This window comes from Streptococcus downei MFe28 (assembly GCF_900459175.1).
GTDB lineage: Bacteria > Bacillota > Bacilli > Lactobacillales > Streptococcaceae > Streptococcus > Streptococcus downei.
Map to the genome: position 1 here is coordinate 382,570 of NZ_UHFA01000002.1, position 18,930 is coordinate 401,499.

General features: G+C 41.1%; 15 protein-coding genes, 2 tRNA genes and 1 pseudogene. 13 read left to right on the forward strand and 5 right to left on the reverse strand.

Annotated elements, in window-relative coordinates:
* Position 1: 1 nt before the first annotated feature.
* Complete coding sequence (gene yfmF / locus DYE66_RS01725) at positions 2-1,249, reverse strand: EF-P 5-aminopentanol modification-associated protein YfmF (protein WP_002999623.1); 1,248 nt, start codon at positions 1,247-1,249, stop codon at positions 2-4.
* 79 nt (positions 1,250-1,328) lie between these two features.
* Here yfmF and yaaA point away from each other — a divergent pair, with 79 nt between their 5' ends.
* Complete coding sequence (gene yaaA / locus DYE66_RS01730) at positions 1,329-1,736, forward strand: S4 domain-containing protein YaaA (protein WP_115324829.1); 408 nt, start codon at positions 1,329-1,331, stop codon at positions 1,734-1,736.
* 2 nt (positions 1,737-1,738) lie between these two features.
* On the forward strand, positions 1,739-2,833 hold the full coding sequence (recF, locus tag DYE66_RS01735) for a DNA replication/repair protein RecF (protein ID WP_115324831.1): 1,095 nt from the start codon (positions 1,739-1,741) through the stop codon (positions 2,831-2,833).
* Positions 2,834-3,044: 211 nt separating this feature from the next.
* On the opposite strand, the gene guaB is transcribed toward recF, so the two are convergent.
* Complete coding sequence (gene guaB, locus DYE66_RS01740; protein ID WP_002999539.1) at positions 3,045-4,526, reverse strand: IMP dehydrogenase; 1,482 nt, start codon at positions 4,524-4,526, stop codon at positions 3,045-3,047.
* 207 nt (positions 4,527-4,733) lie between these two features.
* On the reverse strand, positions 4,734-5,759 hold the full coding sequence (gene trpS, locus DYE66_RS01745) for a tryptophan--tRNA ligase (protein ID WP_002999728.1): 1,026 nt from the start codon (positions 5,757-5,759) through the stop codon (positions 4,734-4,736).
* A 172-nt stretch (positions 5,760-5,931) separates the two neighbouring features.
* Between trpS and DYE66_RS01750 the strand changes: the two genes are divergently transcribed.
* Complete coding sequence (locus tag DYE66_RS01750; RefSeq protein ID WP_002999594.1) at positions 5,932-7,551, forward strand: ATP-binding cassette domain-containing protein; 1,620 nt, start codon at positions 5,932-5,934, stop codon at positions 7,549-7,551.
* A 60-nt stretch (positions 7,552-7,611) separates the two neighbouring features.
* Entirely contained in the window at positions 7,612-10,233 is a 2,622-nt protein-coding gene (locus DYE66_RS01755) for a YfhO family protein (RefSeq protein ID WP_002999547.1), read from the forward strand.
* 171 nt (positions 10,234-10,404) lie between these two features.
* Here DYE66_RS01755 and DYE66_RS01760 read toward each other — a convergent pair.
* Positions 10,405-10,476: transfer RNA gene (locus DYE66_RS01760), tRNA-Glu, on the reverse strand.
* A gap of 188 nt (positions 10,477-10,664) precedes the next feature.
* Here DYE66_RS01760 and DYE66_RS01765 point away from each other — a divergent pair.
* A tRNA-Arg gene (locus tag DYE66_RS01765) sits at positions 10,665-10,738 on the forward strand.
* Positions 10,739-10,783: 45 nt separating this feature from the next.
* Here the strand turns inward: DYE66_RS01765 and rlmH are convergent.
* The gene (rlmH, locus tag DYE66_RS01770) at positions 10,784-11,263 is read right to left on the reverse strand and encodes a 23S rRNA (pseudouridine(1915)-N(3))-methyltransferase RlmH (protein WP_002999712.1); all 480 of its coding nucleotides are present in this window, start codon (positions 11,261-11,263) and stop codon (positions 10,784-10,786) included.
* 196 nt (positions 11,264-11,459) lie between these two features.
* Between rlmH and DYE66_RS01775 the strand changes: the two genes are divergently transcribed.
* From DYE66_RS01775 to DYE66_RS01810, 8 genes and pseudogenes are all read left to right on the forward strand, one after another.
* Positions 11,460-12,668, forward strand: coding sequence for a S1C family serine protease (locus DYE66_RS01775; RefSeq protein ID WP_002999552.1), 1,209 nt, complete (start codon positions 11,460-11,462; stop codon positions 12,666-12,668).
* 303 nt (positions 12,669-12,971) lie between these two features.
* Positions 12,972-13,745 carry a ParB/RepB/Spo0J family partition protein gene (locus DYE66_RS01780; RefSeq protein WP_019787974.1) on the forward strand — a complete coding sequence of 258 codons (774 nt, stop codon included), beginning with the start codon at positions 12,972-12,974 and terminating at the stop codon, positions 13,743-13,745.
* A 201-nt stretch (positions 13,746-13,946) separates the two neighbouring features.
* The gene (gene dnaA / locus DYE66_RS01785) at positions 13,947-15,335 is read left to right on the forward strand and encodes a chromosomal replication initiator protein DnaA (protein ID WP_002999528.1); all 1,389 of its coding nucleotides are present in this window, start codon (positions 13,947-13,949) and stop codon (positions 15,333-15,335) included.
* Between the two features lie 155 nt (positions 15,336-15,490).
* Positions 15,491-16,627 (forward strand): DNA polymerase III subunit beta, encoded by a 1,137-nt coding sequence (gene dnaN / locus DYE66_RS01790; RefSeq protein WP_002999644.1) that lies wholly within the window; start codon positions 15,491-15,493, stop codon positions 16,625-16,627.
* Positions 16,628-16,963: 336 nt separating this feature from the next.
* A complete protein-coding gene (locus DYE66_RS01795; RefSeq protein WP_002999608.1) occupies positions 16,964-17,155 on the forward strand; it encodes a DUF951 domain-containing protein in 192 nt (63 codons plus the stop codon).
* Positions 17,152-18,033, forward strand: a complete 882-nt coding sequence (locus DYE66_RS01800) for a diacylglycerol/lipid kinase family protein (RefSeq protein WP_002999542.1) — start codon at positions 17,152-17,154, stop codon at positions 18,031-18,033. Before DYE66_RS01795 ends, DYE66_RS01800 begins: the two co-directional genes overlap by 4 nt.
* Positions 18,034-18,122: 89 nt before the next feature.
* Positions 18,123-18,314 (forward strand): annotated as a pseudogene (locus DYE66_RS01805) (DUF951 domain-containing protein).
* 18 nt (positions 18,315-18,332) lie between these two features.
* Complete coding sequence (locus DYE66_RS01810; protein ID WP_019783205.1) at positions 18,333-18,881, forward strand: RDD family protein; 549 nt, start codon at positions 18,333-18,335, stop codon at positions 18,879-18,881.
* The last annotated feature ends 49 nt before the right edge of the window (positions 18,882-18,930 follow it).

The window sequence follows — 18,930 nt, forward strand, 5'->3', positions numbered from 1 at the left end:
CCTACTTGTCTCCTTCTAAATAATAGAGAGCCTGTAGATGAATGTTTCGAGCCAATTGCATGATGTCGGCCTTGGTGACTCTAGAGATTTTCTCAGCCCAAGTGGAAGGATTCTGGTCCTGCTGACCTAGGTAGAGTTTATTGTAGCGTCTTTCAATCAGAGTCTTGGGAGAGTCTTCTGCCAGTGCATAATTGTTTAGAAGTAACTGTTTGCTTTGACGAAGGAGTTGACTAGAAAAGCGACCGGATTTTAAGTAGTGCCACTCTCGATTGATCATCCTTAGAGTTTTCTCTCGTTGGTGCCTGTCAATCCCTGCGTAAACCTGCAGTAAATCTGTATAGGGATGGACTTGACTGCCGATTGAATAGGCCAACCCTTCTTTTTCCCTCACTTGCGTAAAAAGACGGGAGTGGGCAAAACCTCCCAGCATACCGTTGAGAACAAGGGCTACTGGAAAATCTTTGTGACCATAGGTCAAGGGCAGATGGTAAGCGAGTTGTAGGATTGACTGATAATCGTTTCGTCGTCCAAGTTTTTCTTTTGTAACATTGAAGACTTCTTGACTATAGTTGACAAACTTGTAAACTTTTCTAGCCTGAAAGGGAAATCGGTTGATTTCCTCTAAAATCAAAGCAGACTCAAATTCTCCCAAAATAAAAATATCTATCTGGTCTTCTCTGAGCATCCTTTGAAATTCTTGATAGGCTGTAAAAGAGTTTTCCTGCTCAACCAAGTCTACATTAGCAAACTTAGAAATTTTTAGATTCTCATCTTGATAAAAGAGGTCATAAAGGTTAAGTTCACTGGTATAAAAGGGGTCTTCCTTGTCCGATTCAAGATAGGACATAAGATTAGCCTTTTCCACATCAAAGACCTTGGACTGAAATTGTTCCAAGGTAATGAGAGGTCTGTAAAGAATCGTGTAAAGCAGTTCAAAAATTTTATGTTGAAAACCTTGCTCATCAAGATAGGTTGGATTAATAAATTCCAAGTCTATATCAAGGATATGAGCCTTTCCCTTGGTTGACAAACTAGTTGACAGATTTGTTCCATATAACTGGGCTAAGGCTTTACGGAATTTTTGCGAAGTTGGGTAATCGGCATTAGCAGTAGCTAGCATTTGAGCCACCAAGACCCTCTTGGCTAAGGTCTTCTTCAAGCGTTCCCCTGTAAAACGAAGGGTGAGATGGTTGTTCTTGAACTTTTGAACTTTTATCAGGTGTAGGTTGACACCCTCAACAATTTTCATGGACTTTCCTCGGCTTAGTTATTGCCTTAGATTATATCATTTTATGCTATAATATTCTCATTAGAAAGTCGAGGAAACAATGGACTACAAACTGTTTGAAGACTACATTACCCTCCAGGCCTTATTAAAGGATTTACGGATAATTGCAAGTGGAGGAGCTGTCAAATCCTTTTTAGCAGAAACTACCGTTCTCTTTAATGGACAAGACGAAAAAAGACGAGGAAAAAAATTGCGGATTGGGGATGTCGTTGAGCTCCCCGAAAAAAATTTAACCATCACTCTTGTCCAACCTAGCAACGAGGAAATGGCTCAACACCAAGAAGATAAGGCTGAAAAAGAGAGAGTCGCTGCCTTAGTAAAAAAAATGAGTCAGAAAAATACTAAGAAGCAAAAGAAACCAAAGTTTAAGACCCAACGACCAGCCCAAAAAGAAGGACAGGGCAAGCAAAAATCAGATCGGCGTCCTGTGCGTTTCCCTGGTACCTAAAGATGTGGTTAGAATCTATTTCTCTCAAAAATTTTCGTAATTATGCTCAGATGACTGCTGAATTTTCTAGCGGTCTCAATATTTTTCTGGGACAAAATGCCCAAGGTAAGACTAACTTCCTCGAAGCAATCTACTTTCTCGCCTTAACTCGTAGTCACAGAACGCGTTTAGACAAGGAACTCATTAATTTTCAAGCCAAGGACTTATCAGTCTCAGGTCTTTTGCAAAGAAGGGGAGGTAAGCTCCCCCTAGAAATCAATCTGTCTGATAAGGGTCGAACGACCAAAGTTAACTATCTCAAACAAACTAAGTTATCCGATTATATTGGTCATATGACCGTGGTTCTCTTTGCCCCTGAAGATTTGCAGTTAGTCAAAGGAGCACCTGGTTTACGGCGGAAGTTCTTAGATATTGACTTGGGCCAGATCAAACCGGTCTATCTGGCTGACCTCTCTAATTATAATCATGTTTTAAAGCAGCGCAATGCCTACCTCAAGACGGCCCAGACCATTGACAAAGATTATTTGGCTGTCATAGATGAGCAACTAGCTGATTTTGGCAGTCGGGTCATGGAGCACCGTTATCAATTTGTCCAGGACCTGACCCAAGAGGCCGACAAACACCACCATGTTATTTCCAATCAGCTGGAACACCTAAAAATTTCCTACCAATCGTCGGTTAAATTTCAAGACTCAGCTAACATCAAGCAAAATTTCCAGGAACAATTGGCCAAATCATTTAGCCGAGATAGTTTCAAGAAAAATACCGGAGTGGGACCACACCGCGATGATCTAGCTTTTTTTATCAATGATATGAATGCTTCTTTTGCTAGTCAAGGTCAGCAACGTAGCCTGATTTTATCGCTAAAGTTGGCAGAAATTGAGCTAATCAAGGCCATCACTGGAGATAGTCCTATACTCCTGCTGGATGATGTGATGAGTGAACTTGACAACCACCGTCAACTTCGTTTACTAGATGGCATCAAGGAAAATGTCCAAACTTTTATTACCACGACCAGCTTAGATCATTTACAGGGCCTACCAGATGACCTAAAAATCTTTACGGTTAGCCAGGGTACTATAAAAACCAGTGACTAATACACTTCGAAAATCAAAATTCTCCATCGTTAACTCACTTTGCCGTACCCCAGTACTGCCTACAGTTCGTTGCCTTGGATACTTTTGATTTTCATTGAGTATAGAATCACTGGTTTTTATGGTGTTTTGCTTGTCAAGCAGTGTCAACTTGACAGGCCTGTAAAGAAAAACTGAGAGCCAAATTCTCGGTCTTGACTCTCAGTTTGATGTTTTATTGAACAGAATAGTTCGGTGCTTCATTGGTAATTTGAACATCGTGGGGATGACTTTCAATCAAGCCAGCTCCAGACATTTCAACGAACTGGGCCTTATCATGTAGACCCTTAATATCTTCAGCACCGGTATAACCCATACCTGACTTGATTCCACCAACCACTTGGAAGACAATATCTGCTACAGCACCTTTGTAAGCTACCCGACCTTCGATACCTTCTGGCACCAATTTGTTGGCTTCATTAACAGAACCTTGGAAGTAGCGGTCACTAGATCCCTTCTTCATGGCAGCAACAGAACCCATACCACGGTAGGTCTTGAATTTACGACCTTGGAAAATTTCAGTCTCACCAGGTGCTTCGTCTGTACCAGCCATCATGGAACCAAGCATAACCGCATCCCCGCCAGCAGCTAAGGCCTTAACAATATCACCAGAATACTTAATACCACCATCAGCAATAATAGTCTTGCCGTACTCTCTGGCTACCCCAGCAGCATCGTAGATGGCTGTGATTTGAGGAACACCGACACCGGCAACCACACGGGTCGTACAGATTGAACCAGGACCGATTCCCACCTTAACCACATCAACACCAGCTTCGTAGAGAGCACGCGCACCCTCAGCTGTGGCAATATTACCAGCAATCAAGGTCTTGTCTGGGAAGGTGGCCCGAATTTCAGCAATCTTGCGCAAAACACCAGCAGAGTGACCATGGGCTGTATCGATAACAATGGCATCAGCTCCTGCATCAAAGAGAGCTGTCGCACGCTCAAAGGTATCAGAAGTAACACCAACAGCGGCTGCGACGAGGAGACGGCCAAATTCATCCTTAGCAGCATTAGGAAATTCGATAACTTTTTCGATATCCTTAATGGTAATCAGGCCTGATAAACGACCATTTTCATCAACCAAAGGTAATTTTTCAATCCGATGCTCATGAAGGATACTTTCAGCTGTCTTGAGGTCAGTTCCGACAGGAGCTGTTACAAGATTAGCGCCGGTCATATGGGTACTGATAGCTTGATTGTAGTCTGAGATAAAGCGCATATCCCGGTTGGTAATAATCCCAACCAATTTACGATTTTCCATGGTTTCAACAATGGGCACACCAGAAATACGGTAACGTCCCATCAACTCATCAGCTTCTTTAATAGTCCGATCTGGAGTCAAGAAGAAAGGATCAATGATGACACCATTTTCTGATCGTTTAACCTTGCGAACCTCTTCAGCTTGGGCCTTGATAGACATATTTTTGTGGATGACTCCCAGTCCACCAGCACGTGCCATGGCAATAGCCATACCACTTTCTGTCACGGTATCCATGGCAGCTGTAATAATTGGGATGTTCAATGTCAAATTCTTAGCAAGCTGAGTTTGCATGTTAACCTCGTTTGGAAGCACATGACTTTCTGCCGGAATAAGCAAAACATCATCGAAAGTGTAGCCTTTTTTCAAAAATTTAGTGTCCCAATTTGACATTAAATCCATCCTCTTTTCTATAAAAATTAGCCCTAAAAGCTCTTGTTATTAGTATAATATCATATCATGCTAAAAAAATTTGTCAATAAAATTTTGGGGAGGGCACCTAAAAAATCCAGCAAAAATTCGTTCTTTCTGCCAGTCTCAAAAGCTACCCATTTCAAGAATTCAAAAAGGCCGAGATTTTTACATCTCAACCTAGCTTTCCTATTTAAAATAATTGATACCCATAGCTGCTTTAACCTCATCTAGGGTTTGGGCAGCCACTTCTTGGGCAGCCTGACTGCCTTTTTTCAGCATATCATAGACCTGCCCCATGTCCTTAGCAAATTCTAGGCGACGTTCCCGAATAGGTCCTAGTTCGCGTTCTAAAATTTCTAGGAGGTAGCGTTTGGTCTTGACATCTCCCAGACCACCAGCTTGATAGTGCTCCTTCATGGCCTGAATATCCGCTTGGTCCTCCTTGCGACCAAAGACATCAAGATAATGGAAAACCATATTGCCTTCAATTTGGCCAGGGTCCTCAACCTTGATGTGGTTAGGGTCAGTATACATACTCATGACTTTTTTTCTGAGCGTATCGGCATCATCGGCTAAGTAAATCCCATTGCCTAGCGACTTGGACATCTTGGCATTACCATCAAGACCGGGCAGACGACCAGCAGCTTCATTTTCAGGATAGATACCCTCTGGCTCGACCAATACGTCACAATTATAGGCGTGATTAAAGCTGCGGACAATTTCCCTAGTTTGCTCAATCATAGGTTTTTGGTCATTACCCACAGGTACCGAATTAGCCTTAAAGGCTGTAATATCCGCTGCCTGAGCAATGGGATAGACCAAAAATCCAGTCGGAATAGACTCACCAAAGCCTTTTTGGGCAATTTCCGTTTTAACGGTCGGATTGCGTTCCAGACGAGCTAGGGATACCAGATTCATATAGTACATAGACAATTCAGCCAATTCAGGAATCTGACTTTGAATAAAAATAGTTGATTTTTCAGGGTCCAAACCTGCTGCCAAATAATCCAGAGCCACATTACCGACAGATTCCACAATGGTCTGGGGGTCTTTGGCATGGTCAGTCAGGGCCTGTTGGTCAGCTAAAAAGACAAACATTTGGTACTTATCTTCATTTTGCAGCCGAACACGGTTCTGGAGACTCCCCACATAATGACCAATGTGAAGCTTGCCAGTAGGTCTATCGCCAGTTAAAATAATAGGTTTTGTCATTTCTTTCTTCTCTCTAGTTTTTCTTTCAATAGCTCTTTAGATTATATCATAAATCCCTAGCCAGCGACCGACTCCTTTTTGTCTTTGACTTGTCATCCACTTTAAATTGAAAAATCCCCCTATTTCTAGTAGAATGAAAACACGTATTATTAATGAATAAAGAGGTAACACTTTGCTTACAGTATCAGACATTTCCCTGCGTTTTAGCGACCGCAAGCTTTTTGACAATGTTAACATCAACTTTACCGCTGGTAACACCTACGGCCTAATTGGAGCCAACGGTGCCGGAAAATCAACTTTTTTGAAAATCTTAGCCGGTGATATTGAGCCAACAACTGGCCATGTTACTCTCGGTCCTAATGAACGTCTCTCTGTTCTCCGCCAAAACCACTTTGACTACGAAGAAGAGCGGGCCATTGACGTGGTAATCATGGGAAATGAGCAACTCTACAAGGTCATGAAAGAAAAAGACGCTATCTATATGAAGCCTGACTTTTCTGAAGAAGATGGGGTTAAGGCTGCCGAGCTGGAAGGTACCTTCGCTGAGTTGGGTGGATGGGAAGCTGAAAGTGAAGCCTCTCAACTCCTGCAAAACCTCAATATTCCTGAAGACCTCCACTATCAAAATATGAGCGAGTTGGCTAACGGTGACAAGGTTAAGGTCCTCCTGGCCAAGGCTCTCTTTGGTAAGCCAGATGTCCTGCTCTTGGACGAACCAACTAATGGTCTTGATATTCAGTCTATCTCCTGGTTGGAAGAATTTTTGATTGACTTTGAAAATACTGTCATTGTGGTATCCCATGACCGCCACTTTTTAAATAAGGTCTGCACCCACATGGCCGATTTGGACTTTGGTAAGATTCAAATCTATGTCGGTAACTATGATTTTTGGAAGGAATCTTCAGAGTTAGCTGCCAAGTTGCAGGCTGACCGCAATGCCAAGGCCGAAGAAAAAATTAAAGAGCTACAAGAATTTGTGGCCCGTTTCTCAGCCAATGCTTCCAAATCCAAACAGGCTACCTCACGAAAAAAGATGTTGGATAAGATTGAATTAGAAGAAATTGTTCCTTCTAGTCGTAAATATCCCTTCATCAACTTTAAATCTGAACGTGAAATCGGTAATGATCTCTTGACGGTGGAAAATCTGTCTGTCACTATTGACGGAGAAAAGATCCTCGACAATATCAGTTTCATCTTACGTCCAGGTGATAAAACAGCCCTAATTGGCCAAAACGATATTCAGACAACCGCCCTGATTCGAGCCCTCATGGGAGACATTGACTATGAAGGAACCATCAAGTGGGGCGTGACCACCAGTCAATCCTACCTGCCAAAGGATAACTCCAGAGATTTTGCATCTGGCGAATCTATCCTAGAGTGGCTCCGCCAATTTGCCTCCAAGGAAGAAAACGACAACACCTTCCTGCGTGGTTTCCTTGGTCGTATGCTCTTCTCAGGTGAGGAAGTTAACAAGTCTGTCAATGTCCTTTCTGGGGGCGAAAAAGTACGGGTCATGCTCTCTAAACTCATGCTTCTCAAATCAAATGTGCTGGTCTTGGATGATCCAACCAACCACCTGGATCTGGAGTCTATCTCAAGCCTCAATGATGGTCTAAGAGACTTCAAGGAGTCTATCATCTTTGCCAGCCACGACCACGAATTTATTCAAACCTTGGCCAATCATATCGTTGTCATCTCCAAAAATGGCGTTATTGACCGAATTGATGAGACCTATGATGAATTTCTGGCTAATGATGAGGTTCAGGCCAAGGTCCAAAACTTGTGGAAATAAAAAACGATTAAAGAGGCTGAGGAAGTATTCTCAGGCTCTTTTCAATAAGGAAAGTTTATTATGATTGCAGTATTGAAAAAACATCGAAAGAGTCTGGCTTTCTACGGGCTTGCCTTTCTTCTCCCCACCCTGATTATGCTAATATCTTTATGGTGTCTGGGCATCTATTGGGGAAGTAGAACAACCATTCTAGCCAGTGATGGCTTCCACCAGTATTCCATTTTTGCTATTCAATTGCGTAATATCTTGCACGGTAGCGACAGTCTCTTTTACACCTTTACATCTGGGCTGGGCTTAAATTTTTATGCCCTTTCCAGCTATTATTTAGGCTCCTTCCTCTCGCCCTTTTACTATTTCTTTAGTGTCAAGTCTATGGCTGATGCAGTCTACCTCTTTACTCTGATTAAGTTTGGTTTGATGGGACTGTCAATGTCCTTTACACTTCGTCAACTCTTTGTAAAGTTAGAAAAAGGATTGATTCTTAGCTTATCAACCTCCTATGCCTTGATGAGCTTCGCAGTCAGCCAACTTGAAATTAACACTTGGTTGGATGTTTCCATTCTTGCACCTTTGATTATATTAGGACTTCATCGTCTTTTAGAGAAAAGAAGTTTTTGGCTTTATTACTTGACACTAACTTTACTCTTTATCCAGAATTACTATTTTGGATTTATGATGGCCATCTTTTTGACCCTCTACTTCTTAACAAATTTAAGCCGAAGTTCCTCTTGGAAACAACTTGTCACTTCCTTGACAAACTTTACAGTGGTGTCAATTCTAGCTGGTTTAACTTCCTCAATAATGCTAATACCAAGCTATCTAGACCTGTCAACCCATGGTGAAAAATTTTCGACCTTCAATACCCTACTAACTGATAAGGTTTGGACTTTTGATCTCCTCGCTAAAAACTTTGTCGGTGCTTATGACACGACAAAGTTTGGCGCTATTCCTATGATTTACGTAGGACTTCTTCCCCTTGTTCTGGCTATCCTCTTTTTCACACTAAAGGAGATTAACTGGCAAATCAAACTGAGCTATTTTCTCTTATTAGGACTGATAATTGCTAGTTTTTACCTCAACCCTCTAGATTTACTCTGGCAGGGAATGCACGCCCCAAATATGTTTCTCCATCGTTATGCCTGGCTCTTTTCCTTACTCATTATCTTGATGGCCGGTGAGAGCCTCAGTCATCTCAAATCATTTGGCTTGAAAAAACTTATGGGGGTTTTCTCTTTCTTGATTATCGGCTTTGGCCTGACTTTTCTTTATAGAAAGCACTACACCTTCTTAAAACCTACTCAACTGATTTTGACGCTGGCCTTTCTCCTTGCCTATGCTGTTATTCTGACCGCCTTCAAGAAAAAGCAATTAAATCGAGTGGCCATGATTGTCTTCACCTTAATCTTCTCTGTTCTGGAAATTGGACTAAATTCCTACTACCAGGTCAGTCGCCTTAACGATGAGTGGGTCTTTCCATCTAGAGATGGCTATGAACAAGATTTACCAGACATTGACTACCTTGTCAACTATAGTAAACAAGAGGAAAAGACCTTCTACCGCACAGAAAGACTTCTACCTCAGACTGGTAATGACAGCATGAAGTTCAATTATAATGGTATTTCACAATTTTCTTCCGTCCGAAATACAGCTTCCAGCAGCCAACTTGACAGACTGGGCTTTCAATCTAATGGCACTAATCTGAATTTACGCTACCAGAATAATACGATTATTGCTGACAGTCTCTTTGGTTTAACCTATAATATTGCCAATGAAGATATTGGAAAATACGGCTTTGCAGCAACCAATTATTCCGGACCATTAACCCTTTATAAGAATAAAAATGCCAGCCAAGGTGCCATTCTGACAGAAGGCCTTTACAAAGATGTCAAGTTTTCTATCAATACCCTAGATAATCAGACCTATCTGCTTAATAACTTGAGTGGACTCAAGCAGAATTACTTTACAAGGTTGTCAAGTCTGTCACAAGAGCCGTCCAGTCCAGGCCTCCTAAACAATCGGGTGACAGCAAGGGCAAGTGCAGGGGAATCTACTGCTAAAATTTCCTACCAAGTTGACGTTCCAGCCAACCAGCAAGTCTATGTCAGCATGCCCAATCTCACCTTGAGTAATGACTCTGCCAAATCTATTCTGGTGACGGTAAATGGGAAAACCTATAATTATAGCTCTGACAATGCCTATAGCTTCTTTAACCTTGGTTACTTCAAAGAGGCTAAAAAATTAAATCTTACCTTTAGCTTCCCAGAAAACAGTCAGGTATCCTTTGACCAACCGACCTTCTATGGCCTTGATACCCTTGCCTATCAGAGGGCCATGAATAAGATTAACCAGCAGACAGTCTCGGTTACAACTCATCATAATCAGGTGACAGCCAATTATCAGGCTAAAAAAGCCGGTTCTCTCTTTTTCACCCTGCCTTATGATAAGGGTTGGTCAGCTACAGTAAATGGGAAACCTGTTAAAATTCGTAGAGCCCAAAAGGGCTTTATGGTGGTAGACGTCCCTGCTGGTAAAGGACAGGTCAAACTAAGCTTTTTACCAAATGGCATCAAATTAGCCAGCCTTCTCTCTTTAGCGGGATTAATTCTTTTTATCAGCTATAGCTATGGCTATCATTATTTTCTAGGGAAATCAAAAACAAAGGGGCTGGGCAAAAAGTCCTGAATTAACAAAATTGCATGAAATCTTTCGTTTAAAAACGCTGATTTCATGCGATTTCTTGTTTTTAAATCTGAGAAAATTAGTGAGATTTTGAGTTTTTGCCCAGCTCCTTTTTGGGTCATCTCAGCAAAAATAAAAAGCTGCCAAATAATTGACAACTTAAAAGTCTTATCATAGTCCGTACGGGATTCGAACCCGTGTTACCGCCGTGAAAAGGCGGTGTCTTAACCCCTTGACCAACGGACCAGACTTTAAATAGTATATCCTAGACTTGGACCTGTGTCAATAGTTTTTTCTAATAAATTTTAAAGTTTTTTAAGCTGTTTTTGAAGCCTGGTCTTTAAGTTAGCATTAGAAAGTGACTAACATACTAGCTATCTAAATATTCAACAATATTGACAGGTCAAGCTTTCTTTTGATAGAATAAGAAAGCTGGTTCCATAGCTCAGCTGGATAGAGCATTCGCCTTCTAAGCGAACGGTCGCAGGTTCGAATCCTGCTGGAATCATACTTCACTGCAGAAATCAGGTTGAGGATTTTCCTCAACCTGATTTTATTTATGATAGGGGCTATCTTCTTGAATCATGAAGGCTCGGTAGACTTGTTCCAGTAAAACTAGTCGCATCAGCTGGTGAGGAAGGGTAAGGCGACCAAAACTCATTAAAAGATTGGCCCGTTTTTTAACCTGGGGAGCCAAACCTAGACTTCCACCAATAACAAAGCTAATATCAGAAAAGCCTCGCAAAGTGGCATCAGCTAACTTTCTAGAAAATTCCTCAGAAGACCATTCCTGGCCTTCAATGGCCAGAACAATAACAAAGTCACGCTCACTAATCTTAGCCATAATTCGCTTGGCTTCCCTATCCATAATCTGCTGGTTTTGAGCAGCACTAGCCTTGTCTGGCGTTTTCTCATCTGCCAGCTCAATCGCTTCAAACTTTGTAAAGCGACCCAGTCGCTTGATGTATTCTTGCATACCATCCTTGAGATAGTTTTCCTTGAGTTTTCCAACGGTAATTAACTTGACTTTCATGGACTCATTATAGCACAGTCTCTTATTCACAAGTTTTCCACAGATGAGAAATCCCTCTAGGACTGTTTCAAGGGGCTTTTTCCCCGTTTTTAAGTAAACTTATCCACAACCTGTGAATTCTTGCTTTTTAATAGACAATAGGGTATAGTTAAAGAGGTATTTTAAAAAAGAAAAATTTATTTCGGAGGACCGACTATTGAAAAAAATAAAGAAAATTTCTTGGAAAAAGATTCTACAACCCTTCTTGATGCTGTTGATTGGTTTTCTAGGTGGACTTTTGGCCACCTTTGTGATGTTAAAAATGAGTGGAATTAATACCTCCTTAGGTAAGAATGAGGTCAGTCACACCCAATACAATAACTCTTCTGATGTGACAAAGGCGGTCGACAAAGTAAAAGATGCCGTCGTTACAGTTAATAACTACCAAGAGTTATCCGAATCTCAGGCCAAGGCTGCGGATCAAGCCGGCTATGAAAAAGATAAGGATGGCTTGACGCCAGTCGCTCAAGGTTCTGGGGTTATCTATAAAAGAGATGGCAAAGATGCTTATGTTGTTACCAATGCCCATGTTGTCTATGGGGCTAAAAAATTGACCCTCATGCTTGGTGGGGAGACCGATCGTAGCAAGGCTGTCAAAGGGGAATTAGTGGGATCTGATACCTATTCAGATATTGCCGTTATCAAGATTTCTTCCGATAAGGTGACTAAGGTAGCTGAATTTGCTGACTCATCTTCTGTCAAGGTTGGTGAAACAGCCATTGCTATTGGTAGCCCCTTGGATAAGAAATTTGCTAATACCGTAACTCAAGGTATCATCTCTGCCTTAGACCGGACAGTAACACTGACGGCTGAGGATGGGACAACCACTCAAACCAAGGCCTTCCAAACTGATGCCGCTATCAACCCTGGTAACTCAGGGGGAGCTCTTATTAATATTGAAGGCCAAGTCATTGGTATCAATTCAAGCAAGATTTCTCTAGAGGGAGCTGAAGGGCTCGGATTTGCCATTCCTTCTAATGATGTTGTTTCCACTATCAACCAATTGGAAAAGAATGGTAAGGTTAGCCGCCCAGCTCTAGGCATTACCATGGGTGATCTGGCTAGTGCAAGCTCATCTGTGAAAGATAGGGTCGATGTTCCTGATGATGTCACTAAGGGTGTTGTCGTTGGTTCAGTCCAAGAAGGCATGCCTGCTGATGGTAAGTTGAAGGAATACGATGTTATCACTAAGGTAGACGATAAGGATGTTGGCTCTGTTGCTGAATTGCAAGAGGAGCTCTACAAGCATGAAATCGGAGATACTGTCACCTTTACTTTCTACCGAGATGGTAGCAAGAAGACAACTGATATTAAGTTAAATAAATCTAGTGATGATTTAGATTCATCTTCATCTAGCAGTAAGTAAAACTTGACAGCTCGTAAGGAGTTAAGGACAAAAGTCCTTAACTTTTTACTTTTTCAGCATCAGACACATTGACGCAGTGGTTGATTTGTGATGATGGATTTAATGCTTTAGCATTTAGTCCATCACATGCCAACGAAGTGGTGGTAAGGTCCTTATCCCTTGCTAGGCAGGGATAGGTCCAAGGGTCTGGGAGACCCTTGGAGAAAACCAAAATCAACTATGCGGAGGCGGGACGACAAAATCGATTTCGTCGAAATCACGATTTTTGTCCCGCTCTCTTTTTTTGTTATTTTGAGGATAGTCATGACCCTAGAATTAAAAGAATTAAAATTGAGCGATATTTCCCCAAATCCCTTTCAGCCTCGCTTGAACTTTAAGCAAGAAGAATTGGAGGAACTGGCCAATTCCATCAAAGAAAATGGATTGATTCAACCCATCATTGTGAGAAAATCAGACGTCTTTGGTTATGAGTTGATAGCAGGTGAACGGCGCTTTCGAGCCTGTCAGTTGGCTCAGCTGGAGACAATTCCAGCCATTATTAAGGAGCTCTCTGACCAGGATAGTCGAATTCAGGCCATTATTGAGAACCTGCAGCGCTCCAATCTCAATCCGATTGAAGAAGCCAAGGCCTACAAAAATCTGCTTGAAACAAGCCAGATGACCCACGAGGAAATCGCTAAATACATGGGGAAATCTCGCCCCTACATCACCAACTTTTTACGACTGTTAAATTTGTCCGCACCTTTACAAAAGGCTCTTGAGGATGGCAGTTTATCCTCCGGCCACGCCCGTCTGCTTTTAGGGCTGAGTGAAGAGGATCAGCTGGCTTGGCTCAACAAGATTAAAGATAACAAGCTATCCGTCAGAGAATTGGAAAGACAGTTAAACTTAAAAACTCGTCCCAAACAAAAGAAGTCCAAGAAGGGTGATCTTTTCCAAAGGGATTTGGAAGAGGAGTTATCGCGATCTCTAGGAATGCCAGTCAGTCTCTCTATGACCAATAAAAAGTCTGGCAAGTTGAGCATTTCTTTTTCTACGCCAGAAGACTTGAACAGAATTATCAACAGGCTCAAATGATCTGTGAATGCTACTTTTTAGAGATCTTACTTATCCACATAAAAAATCTAAGAAAAGCCTTGATACTAGGGCTTTCTTTTTTCTTTCCACAACTTGTGGATAACTCCAGTACACATTGTGCAGTTCTTTTTCGGCACCTGTGGAAAACTTTATTTTTTTATGTTAAAATACGGTACAAGATATTCTTGAAAAGAGAGAGCTATGACAGAAAATGAAACGATTTTTTGGAATAGGGTCTTGGAATTAGCTAGAGATCATCTCACTCAAGCGACTTTTGAATTCTTTGTTCTGGATGCTCAACTGGTTAAGGTAGAAAATGATACAGCCATCATCTATATTGACCGCATGAAGGAACTCTTTTGGGAAAAAAATCTCCAGCAGGTCTTGATTACTGCTGGCTTTGAAGTCTTTAATAAACAGATTAAACCCCAATATGTTTTTGAAAGTGCTGAGATTGATACTGTTCTAGCTAATGGACTTGATTCCAGACAAGCAGGACTGGCAAATGCCTATCCACAGCCTGGTTCAACTCAGTCCAGCCAGCCAGCCCTTCCTTCAAATTTGAATCCCAAATATCAATTTGACAACTTCATTCAAGGGGACGAAAATAAGTGGGCCAAGGCGGCTTCCATCGCCGTTGCCAACAGTCCTGGTACAACCTACAATCCCCTCTTTATCTGGGGAGGGCCTGGTCTGGGAAAAACCCATCTGCTTAATGCCATCGGTAACACCGTCTTGGAAAATAATCCCAATGCCCGAGTTCGCTATATCACAGCAGAAAACTTCATCAATGAGTTTGTTACCCATATTCGTCTAGAGTCTATGGAGGAGCTTAAAGATAATTTCCGTAGCCTAGATGTTCTCCTGATTGATGATATTCAATCCCTGGCCAAGAAGACCTTGGAAGGAACTCAGGAAGAGTTTTTTAACACTTTTAATGCCCTCCATGCTAACAACAAGCAGATTGTACTGACCAGCGACCGAACACCCGACCACCTCAATAATCTGGAAGAACGGTTGGTCACCCGTTTTAAATGGGGACTGACGGTGGATATTACACCGCCAGATTACGAAACCAGGATTGCCATTTTGACCAATAAAATTTTGGAACAAGGCTTTCCTTATACCTTCTCCCAAGATACCATTGAGTATTTGGCAGGGCAATTTGATTCCAATGTCCGTGACTTAGAAGGCGCCCTCAAGGATATCAATTTGGTAGCCACGGTTAAACAAGCCAATGTCATTACCGTTGATTTAGCTGCCGAAGCCATCCGAGCTCGTAAGCAGGATGCCCCTGTTATCAATATTATTTCCATTGATGAGATTCAAACTCAAGTTAGCAAGTTCTACGGGGTTACTGTCAAGGAAATCAAATCAACCAAGCGCAATCAAAATATTGTATTAGCCCGTCAGGTCGCCATGTATCTGGCTAGAGAAATGACTGACAACAGTCTTCCCAAGATAGGTAAGGAATTTGGTGGGCGTGATCATTCGACTGTCCTCCATGCCTATAATAAGATTAAAAATATGCTGGCCCAAGATGATAGTCTGCGTATTGAAATTGAAACCATCAAAAATAAAATCAAATAGACTTGTGGATAAGGACGGAAATACTGACCTCTTTATCCACAGCTTGTGCACAGGACTAGGGGCTTATTGAGCCTAGGCTTTCGAAACTTTTCCACGCCCTCCACAAGACCTACTACTACTACTAAACTTATACTTAATACTATAAAGGAGTCCTCATGATTAACTTCTCAATAAATAAGGCCTTTTTCATTCAAGCCTTGAATACCACTAAAAGAGCTATCAGTAGCAAAAATGCCATCCCCATTCTTTCTAGTCTAAAAATTGATGTTCACTCAACTGGTATCACCCTGACAGGTTCGAATGGACAAATTTCTATTGAAAATTCAATTGCTACTAGCGATGAAAATGCCGGTCTTTTGATTACAGAAACCGGTAGCATCCTCTTGGAGGCCAATTTCTTTATTAACATTGTTTCCAGCCTTCCAGATGTTAGTCTTGATTTTAAGGAAATTGAGCATAGTCAAGTCCTTTTGACTAGTGGTAAATCAGAAATCACCCTCAAGGGAAAGGATGTTGAACAGTACCCTCGCCTGCAGGAAGTTGCCACCAGCAATCCTTTAATCTTTGATACCAAGGTTTTAAAGACTCTGATTGCCGAAACAGCCTTTGCTGCTAGTACGCAAGAAAGTCGGCCAATTTTAACAGGGATTCACCTGGTTTTGACCGACAATAAGAATTTCAAGGCTGTTGCTACGGATTCTCACCGAATGAGTCAACGTAAGCTGATTTTGGAAAATTCTGGGGATAACTTTGATGTAGTTCTGCCAAGTCGTTCTTTGCGGGAATTTGTTGCTGTCTTTACTGATGATATTGAAACTGTGGAAGTTTTCCTATCGGGTAGCCAAATTCTTTTCAGAAGCGAAAGCATTTCCTTCTATGCTAGGATGCTAGAAGGAGCTTACCCAGATACAGACCGTCTTTTAGTTAGTGATTTTGAGACCGAAATTCTCTTTGATACCAATAATCTTCGCTCAGCTATGGAGCGGGCTCACTTGATTTCTAATGCTACTCAAAATGGTACCGTTAAGCTAGAAATTGTGGATGGCAAGGTATCGGCTCACGTTAATTCTCCTGAAGTCGGTAAGGTAAACGAAGAAATTGACACACTTGAAATTGATGGTAGTGACTTGACCATCAGTTTCAACCCAACCTATTTGATTGAGGCCCTCAAGGCTCTCAAGAGTGAAACTGTACGGATTCGTTTTATTTCACCAGTTCGTCCCTTTACTTTGACTCCTGGTGATGATGGGGAAAACTTTATTCAACTGATTACCCCTGTTCGGACTAATTAAATCTTTTTACTTTAGTGAAATTATTTAAGCAGAAATTAAGTGCTTCAGGCTATACTATAATCAATCCTAAATAAACTTTTCTTTTTCATAATCTCCGGAAGTGGTTCAGCTTTGCTGGGCTTCTTCTTTTTTGTGCGCTTAAAGGACATAAACTTTCCTAGTGCGACTCCACTGCACTAGGGTCCGTCAGTCCTGGCTTTCTAGCTCTTGTTGATAATATTAGATGCCCCTGAATTTTTGTCAGGTTATTTTTCACTAATTAGTGATTTTTAATAAATTTGTCAGTCTAGGGCAATTTGTTTATAATAAAGCCAGATTAAAATTCAGGAGGATGCTATGTATCAAGTTGGCTCGCTAGTAGAAATGAAAAAGCCCCATGCCTGCACTATTAAGGAGACTGGCAAAAAGGCTAATTGTTGGGAAGTAACACGCCTTGGGGCTGATATTAAGATCCGCTGCACTAATTGTGACCATGTGGTCATGCTCAGCCGCTATGATTTTGAGCGAAAGCTCAAGAAAGTTCTATGACCCTTTTTATTATTGCAAATCCCAATGCTGGCGCTCGTCAGGCCAGTCAGGTTGTGGAAAAAATTAAAAGTAATTATCCTCAGCTTGAGCAGGAAATCTTTTATACGGCTACTCCAGATGATGAAAAGTGCCAAGTGAGGCGCGTGCTAAAATCTTGGACAGATGAAGACTATCTCTTGATTTTAGGAGGCGACGGCACTCTTTCTAAGGTGCTTTATTATTTACCAGAGACTATCCCCTTTGCCTACTATCCAGTTGGCTCAGGTAATGATTTTGCCAAAGCTTTGAGATTGCCAAATCTAGCTGAAACTATGGACAATATTTTGGCTGAATCTACTAGAGAAATAACTATTTTTGTGGATCAGGCTGGTGTCTTGCTCAACAGCTTAGATCTTGGTTTTTCAGCTTGGGTGGTCAATCGTGCGGCTCATTCAGCTGTTAAGCAGATGCTTAATCGACTCCATTTAGGAAAGTTGACTTATATTTTACTTGCAATTTTATCCTTGTTTAAAAATCCTGTCGCAAGTGTTCAGATTAAGAAAATTAATGGTGTTCTCTTAGAAATTAAGGATGTCTATTTCTTCTCTCTAGCTAATAATACTTATTTTGGTGGCGGTATTATGATTTGGCCCAGCTCGACAGTCTTTGATGCAAACTTGCACCTTGTTTATGCTAAAGGAAAAAATTTTTGGCAGCGTATGGCTATTTTGCTGACTTTAGTTTTTAAAAAGCATGAGACCTCTCCTTACTTAAACCACGAAATACTGGATAGTTTGACTCTGACTTTTCCAGATGAAACCTTATTGGCAGTCGATGGCGAACTTCTAAATCGTCGGCAGGTGAACTTGCTTGCTCAAAAGAGGAAGATTTATTTGTAGTTTGTAAAAAAGATTTCAGGCAATTCTATCTATAGTTGACAATTTTTGCCGTGATTTTAGTTAGAAATTACTCGTCAAAAGGAGAAAAAATGTACGAATTAGGAAGCCATGTTGAAATGAAGAAGCCTCATGCCTGTACTATTAAGGCAACTGGAAAAAAAAGCGAATGATTGGGAAATTACACGCCTGGGAGCAGATATCAAAATTCGTTGTTCAATTGCGATCATGTGGTGATGATGAGCCAACATGATTTTGAACGAAAAATAAAGAAGGTTTTGTAAAACTTAACTTGGTCTTTTTTGCACACATTAAAAAAGGAGGCTACTAGGTTACATTTCAATCCAATCCCCTATCAACGTCGTTTGAAAGAACTTTTCTATGATTATTTTGTCATTATTGCTTATTTGCTGACCTTGTTCATTTTAGCAATGGGATTTTATTTCCTTGTTTTTGGAAAAATTTCAAATTTTACAGAAGGACAAAGCCAGTTGATTGCGACAATTTTATCTGTTCTTCCAATTATTTTGATTTTTACTTTTATGGATATGATAGGTGGAAGTCTTGGAAAGAAAAAAGCAGGATTGGTATTGATTTACAAGAATCCTCCTCTTATCTCCGCCTTTATCCGAAATCTGATTAAATTTTTACCCTGGCAATTAGGTCATATGGGAACTATTGCTGGTATTTACACGGATTACACTAGTTTGTCAGGACATGTTTTTACTGCTCTCAGCCTAATTTTAGTTATTTTAATGATAGTTATGGGCTTTTTTAGAAAAGATAAGCGTCATCTAGGAGATTTATTGGCTGGAACCCAGGTCGTGGTGAAAAAAGAAAGATGGGGGTAAAAGCTAGAATAAAGGTCTGTTATTCAACAGACCTTTTTGCTATAATAGT

What these genes read in the sequence shown, in the direction of transcription:
- DYE66_RS01795 (WP_002999608.1), top strand. Translation starts at nt 16,964, where the DNA reads ATGTATCAAGTTGGCTCGCTAGTAGAAATGAAAAAGCCCCATGCCTGC.
- recF (WP_115324831.1), top strand. Translation starts at nt 1,739, where the DNA reads ATGTGGTTAGAATCTATTTCTCTCAAAAATTTTCGTAATTATGCTCAG.
- DYE66_RS01800 (WP_002999542.1), top strand. Translation starts at nt 17,152, where the DNA reads ATGACCCTTTTTATTATTGCAAATCCCAATGCTGGCGCTCGTCAGGCC.
- guaB (WP_002999539.1), bottom strand. Translation starts at nt 4,526, where the DNA reads ATGTCAAATTGGGACACTAAATTTTTGAAAAAAGGCTACACTTTCGAT.
- trpS (WP_002999728.1), bottom strand. Translation starts at nt 5,759, where the DNA reads ATGACAAAACCTATTATTTTAACTGGCGATAGACCTACTGGCAAGCTT.
- yaaA (WP_115324829.1), top strand. Translation starts at nt 1,329, where the DNA reads ATGGACTACAAACTGTTTGAAGACTACATTACCCTCCAGGCCTTATTA.
- DYE66_RS01755 (WP_002999547.1), top strand. Translation starts at nt 7,612, where the DNA reads ATGATTGCAGTATTGAAAAAACATCGAAAGAGTCTGGCTTTCTACGGG.
- yfmF (WP_002999623.1), bottom strand. Translation starts at nt 1,249, where the DNA reads ATGAAAATTGTTGAGGGTGTCAACCTACACCTGATAAAAGTTCAAAAG.
- DYE66_RS01780 (WP_019787974.1), top strand. Translation starts at nt 12,972, where the DNA reads ATGACCCTAGAATTAAAAGAATTAAAATTGAGCGATATTTCCCCAAAT.
- dnaN (WP_002999644.1), top strand. Translation starts at nt 15,491, where the DNA reads ATGATTAACTTCTCAATAAATAAGGCCTTTTTCATTCAAGCCTTGAAT.
- dnaA (WP_002999528.1), top strand. Translation starts at nt 13,947, where the DNA reads ATGACAGAAAATGAAACGATTTTTTGGAATAGGGTCTTGGAATTAGCT.
- rlmH (WP_002999712.1), bottom strand. Translation starts at nt 11,263, where the DNA reads ATGAAAGTCAAGTTAATTACCGTTGGAAAACTCAAGGAAAACTATCTC.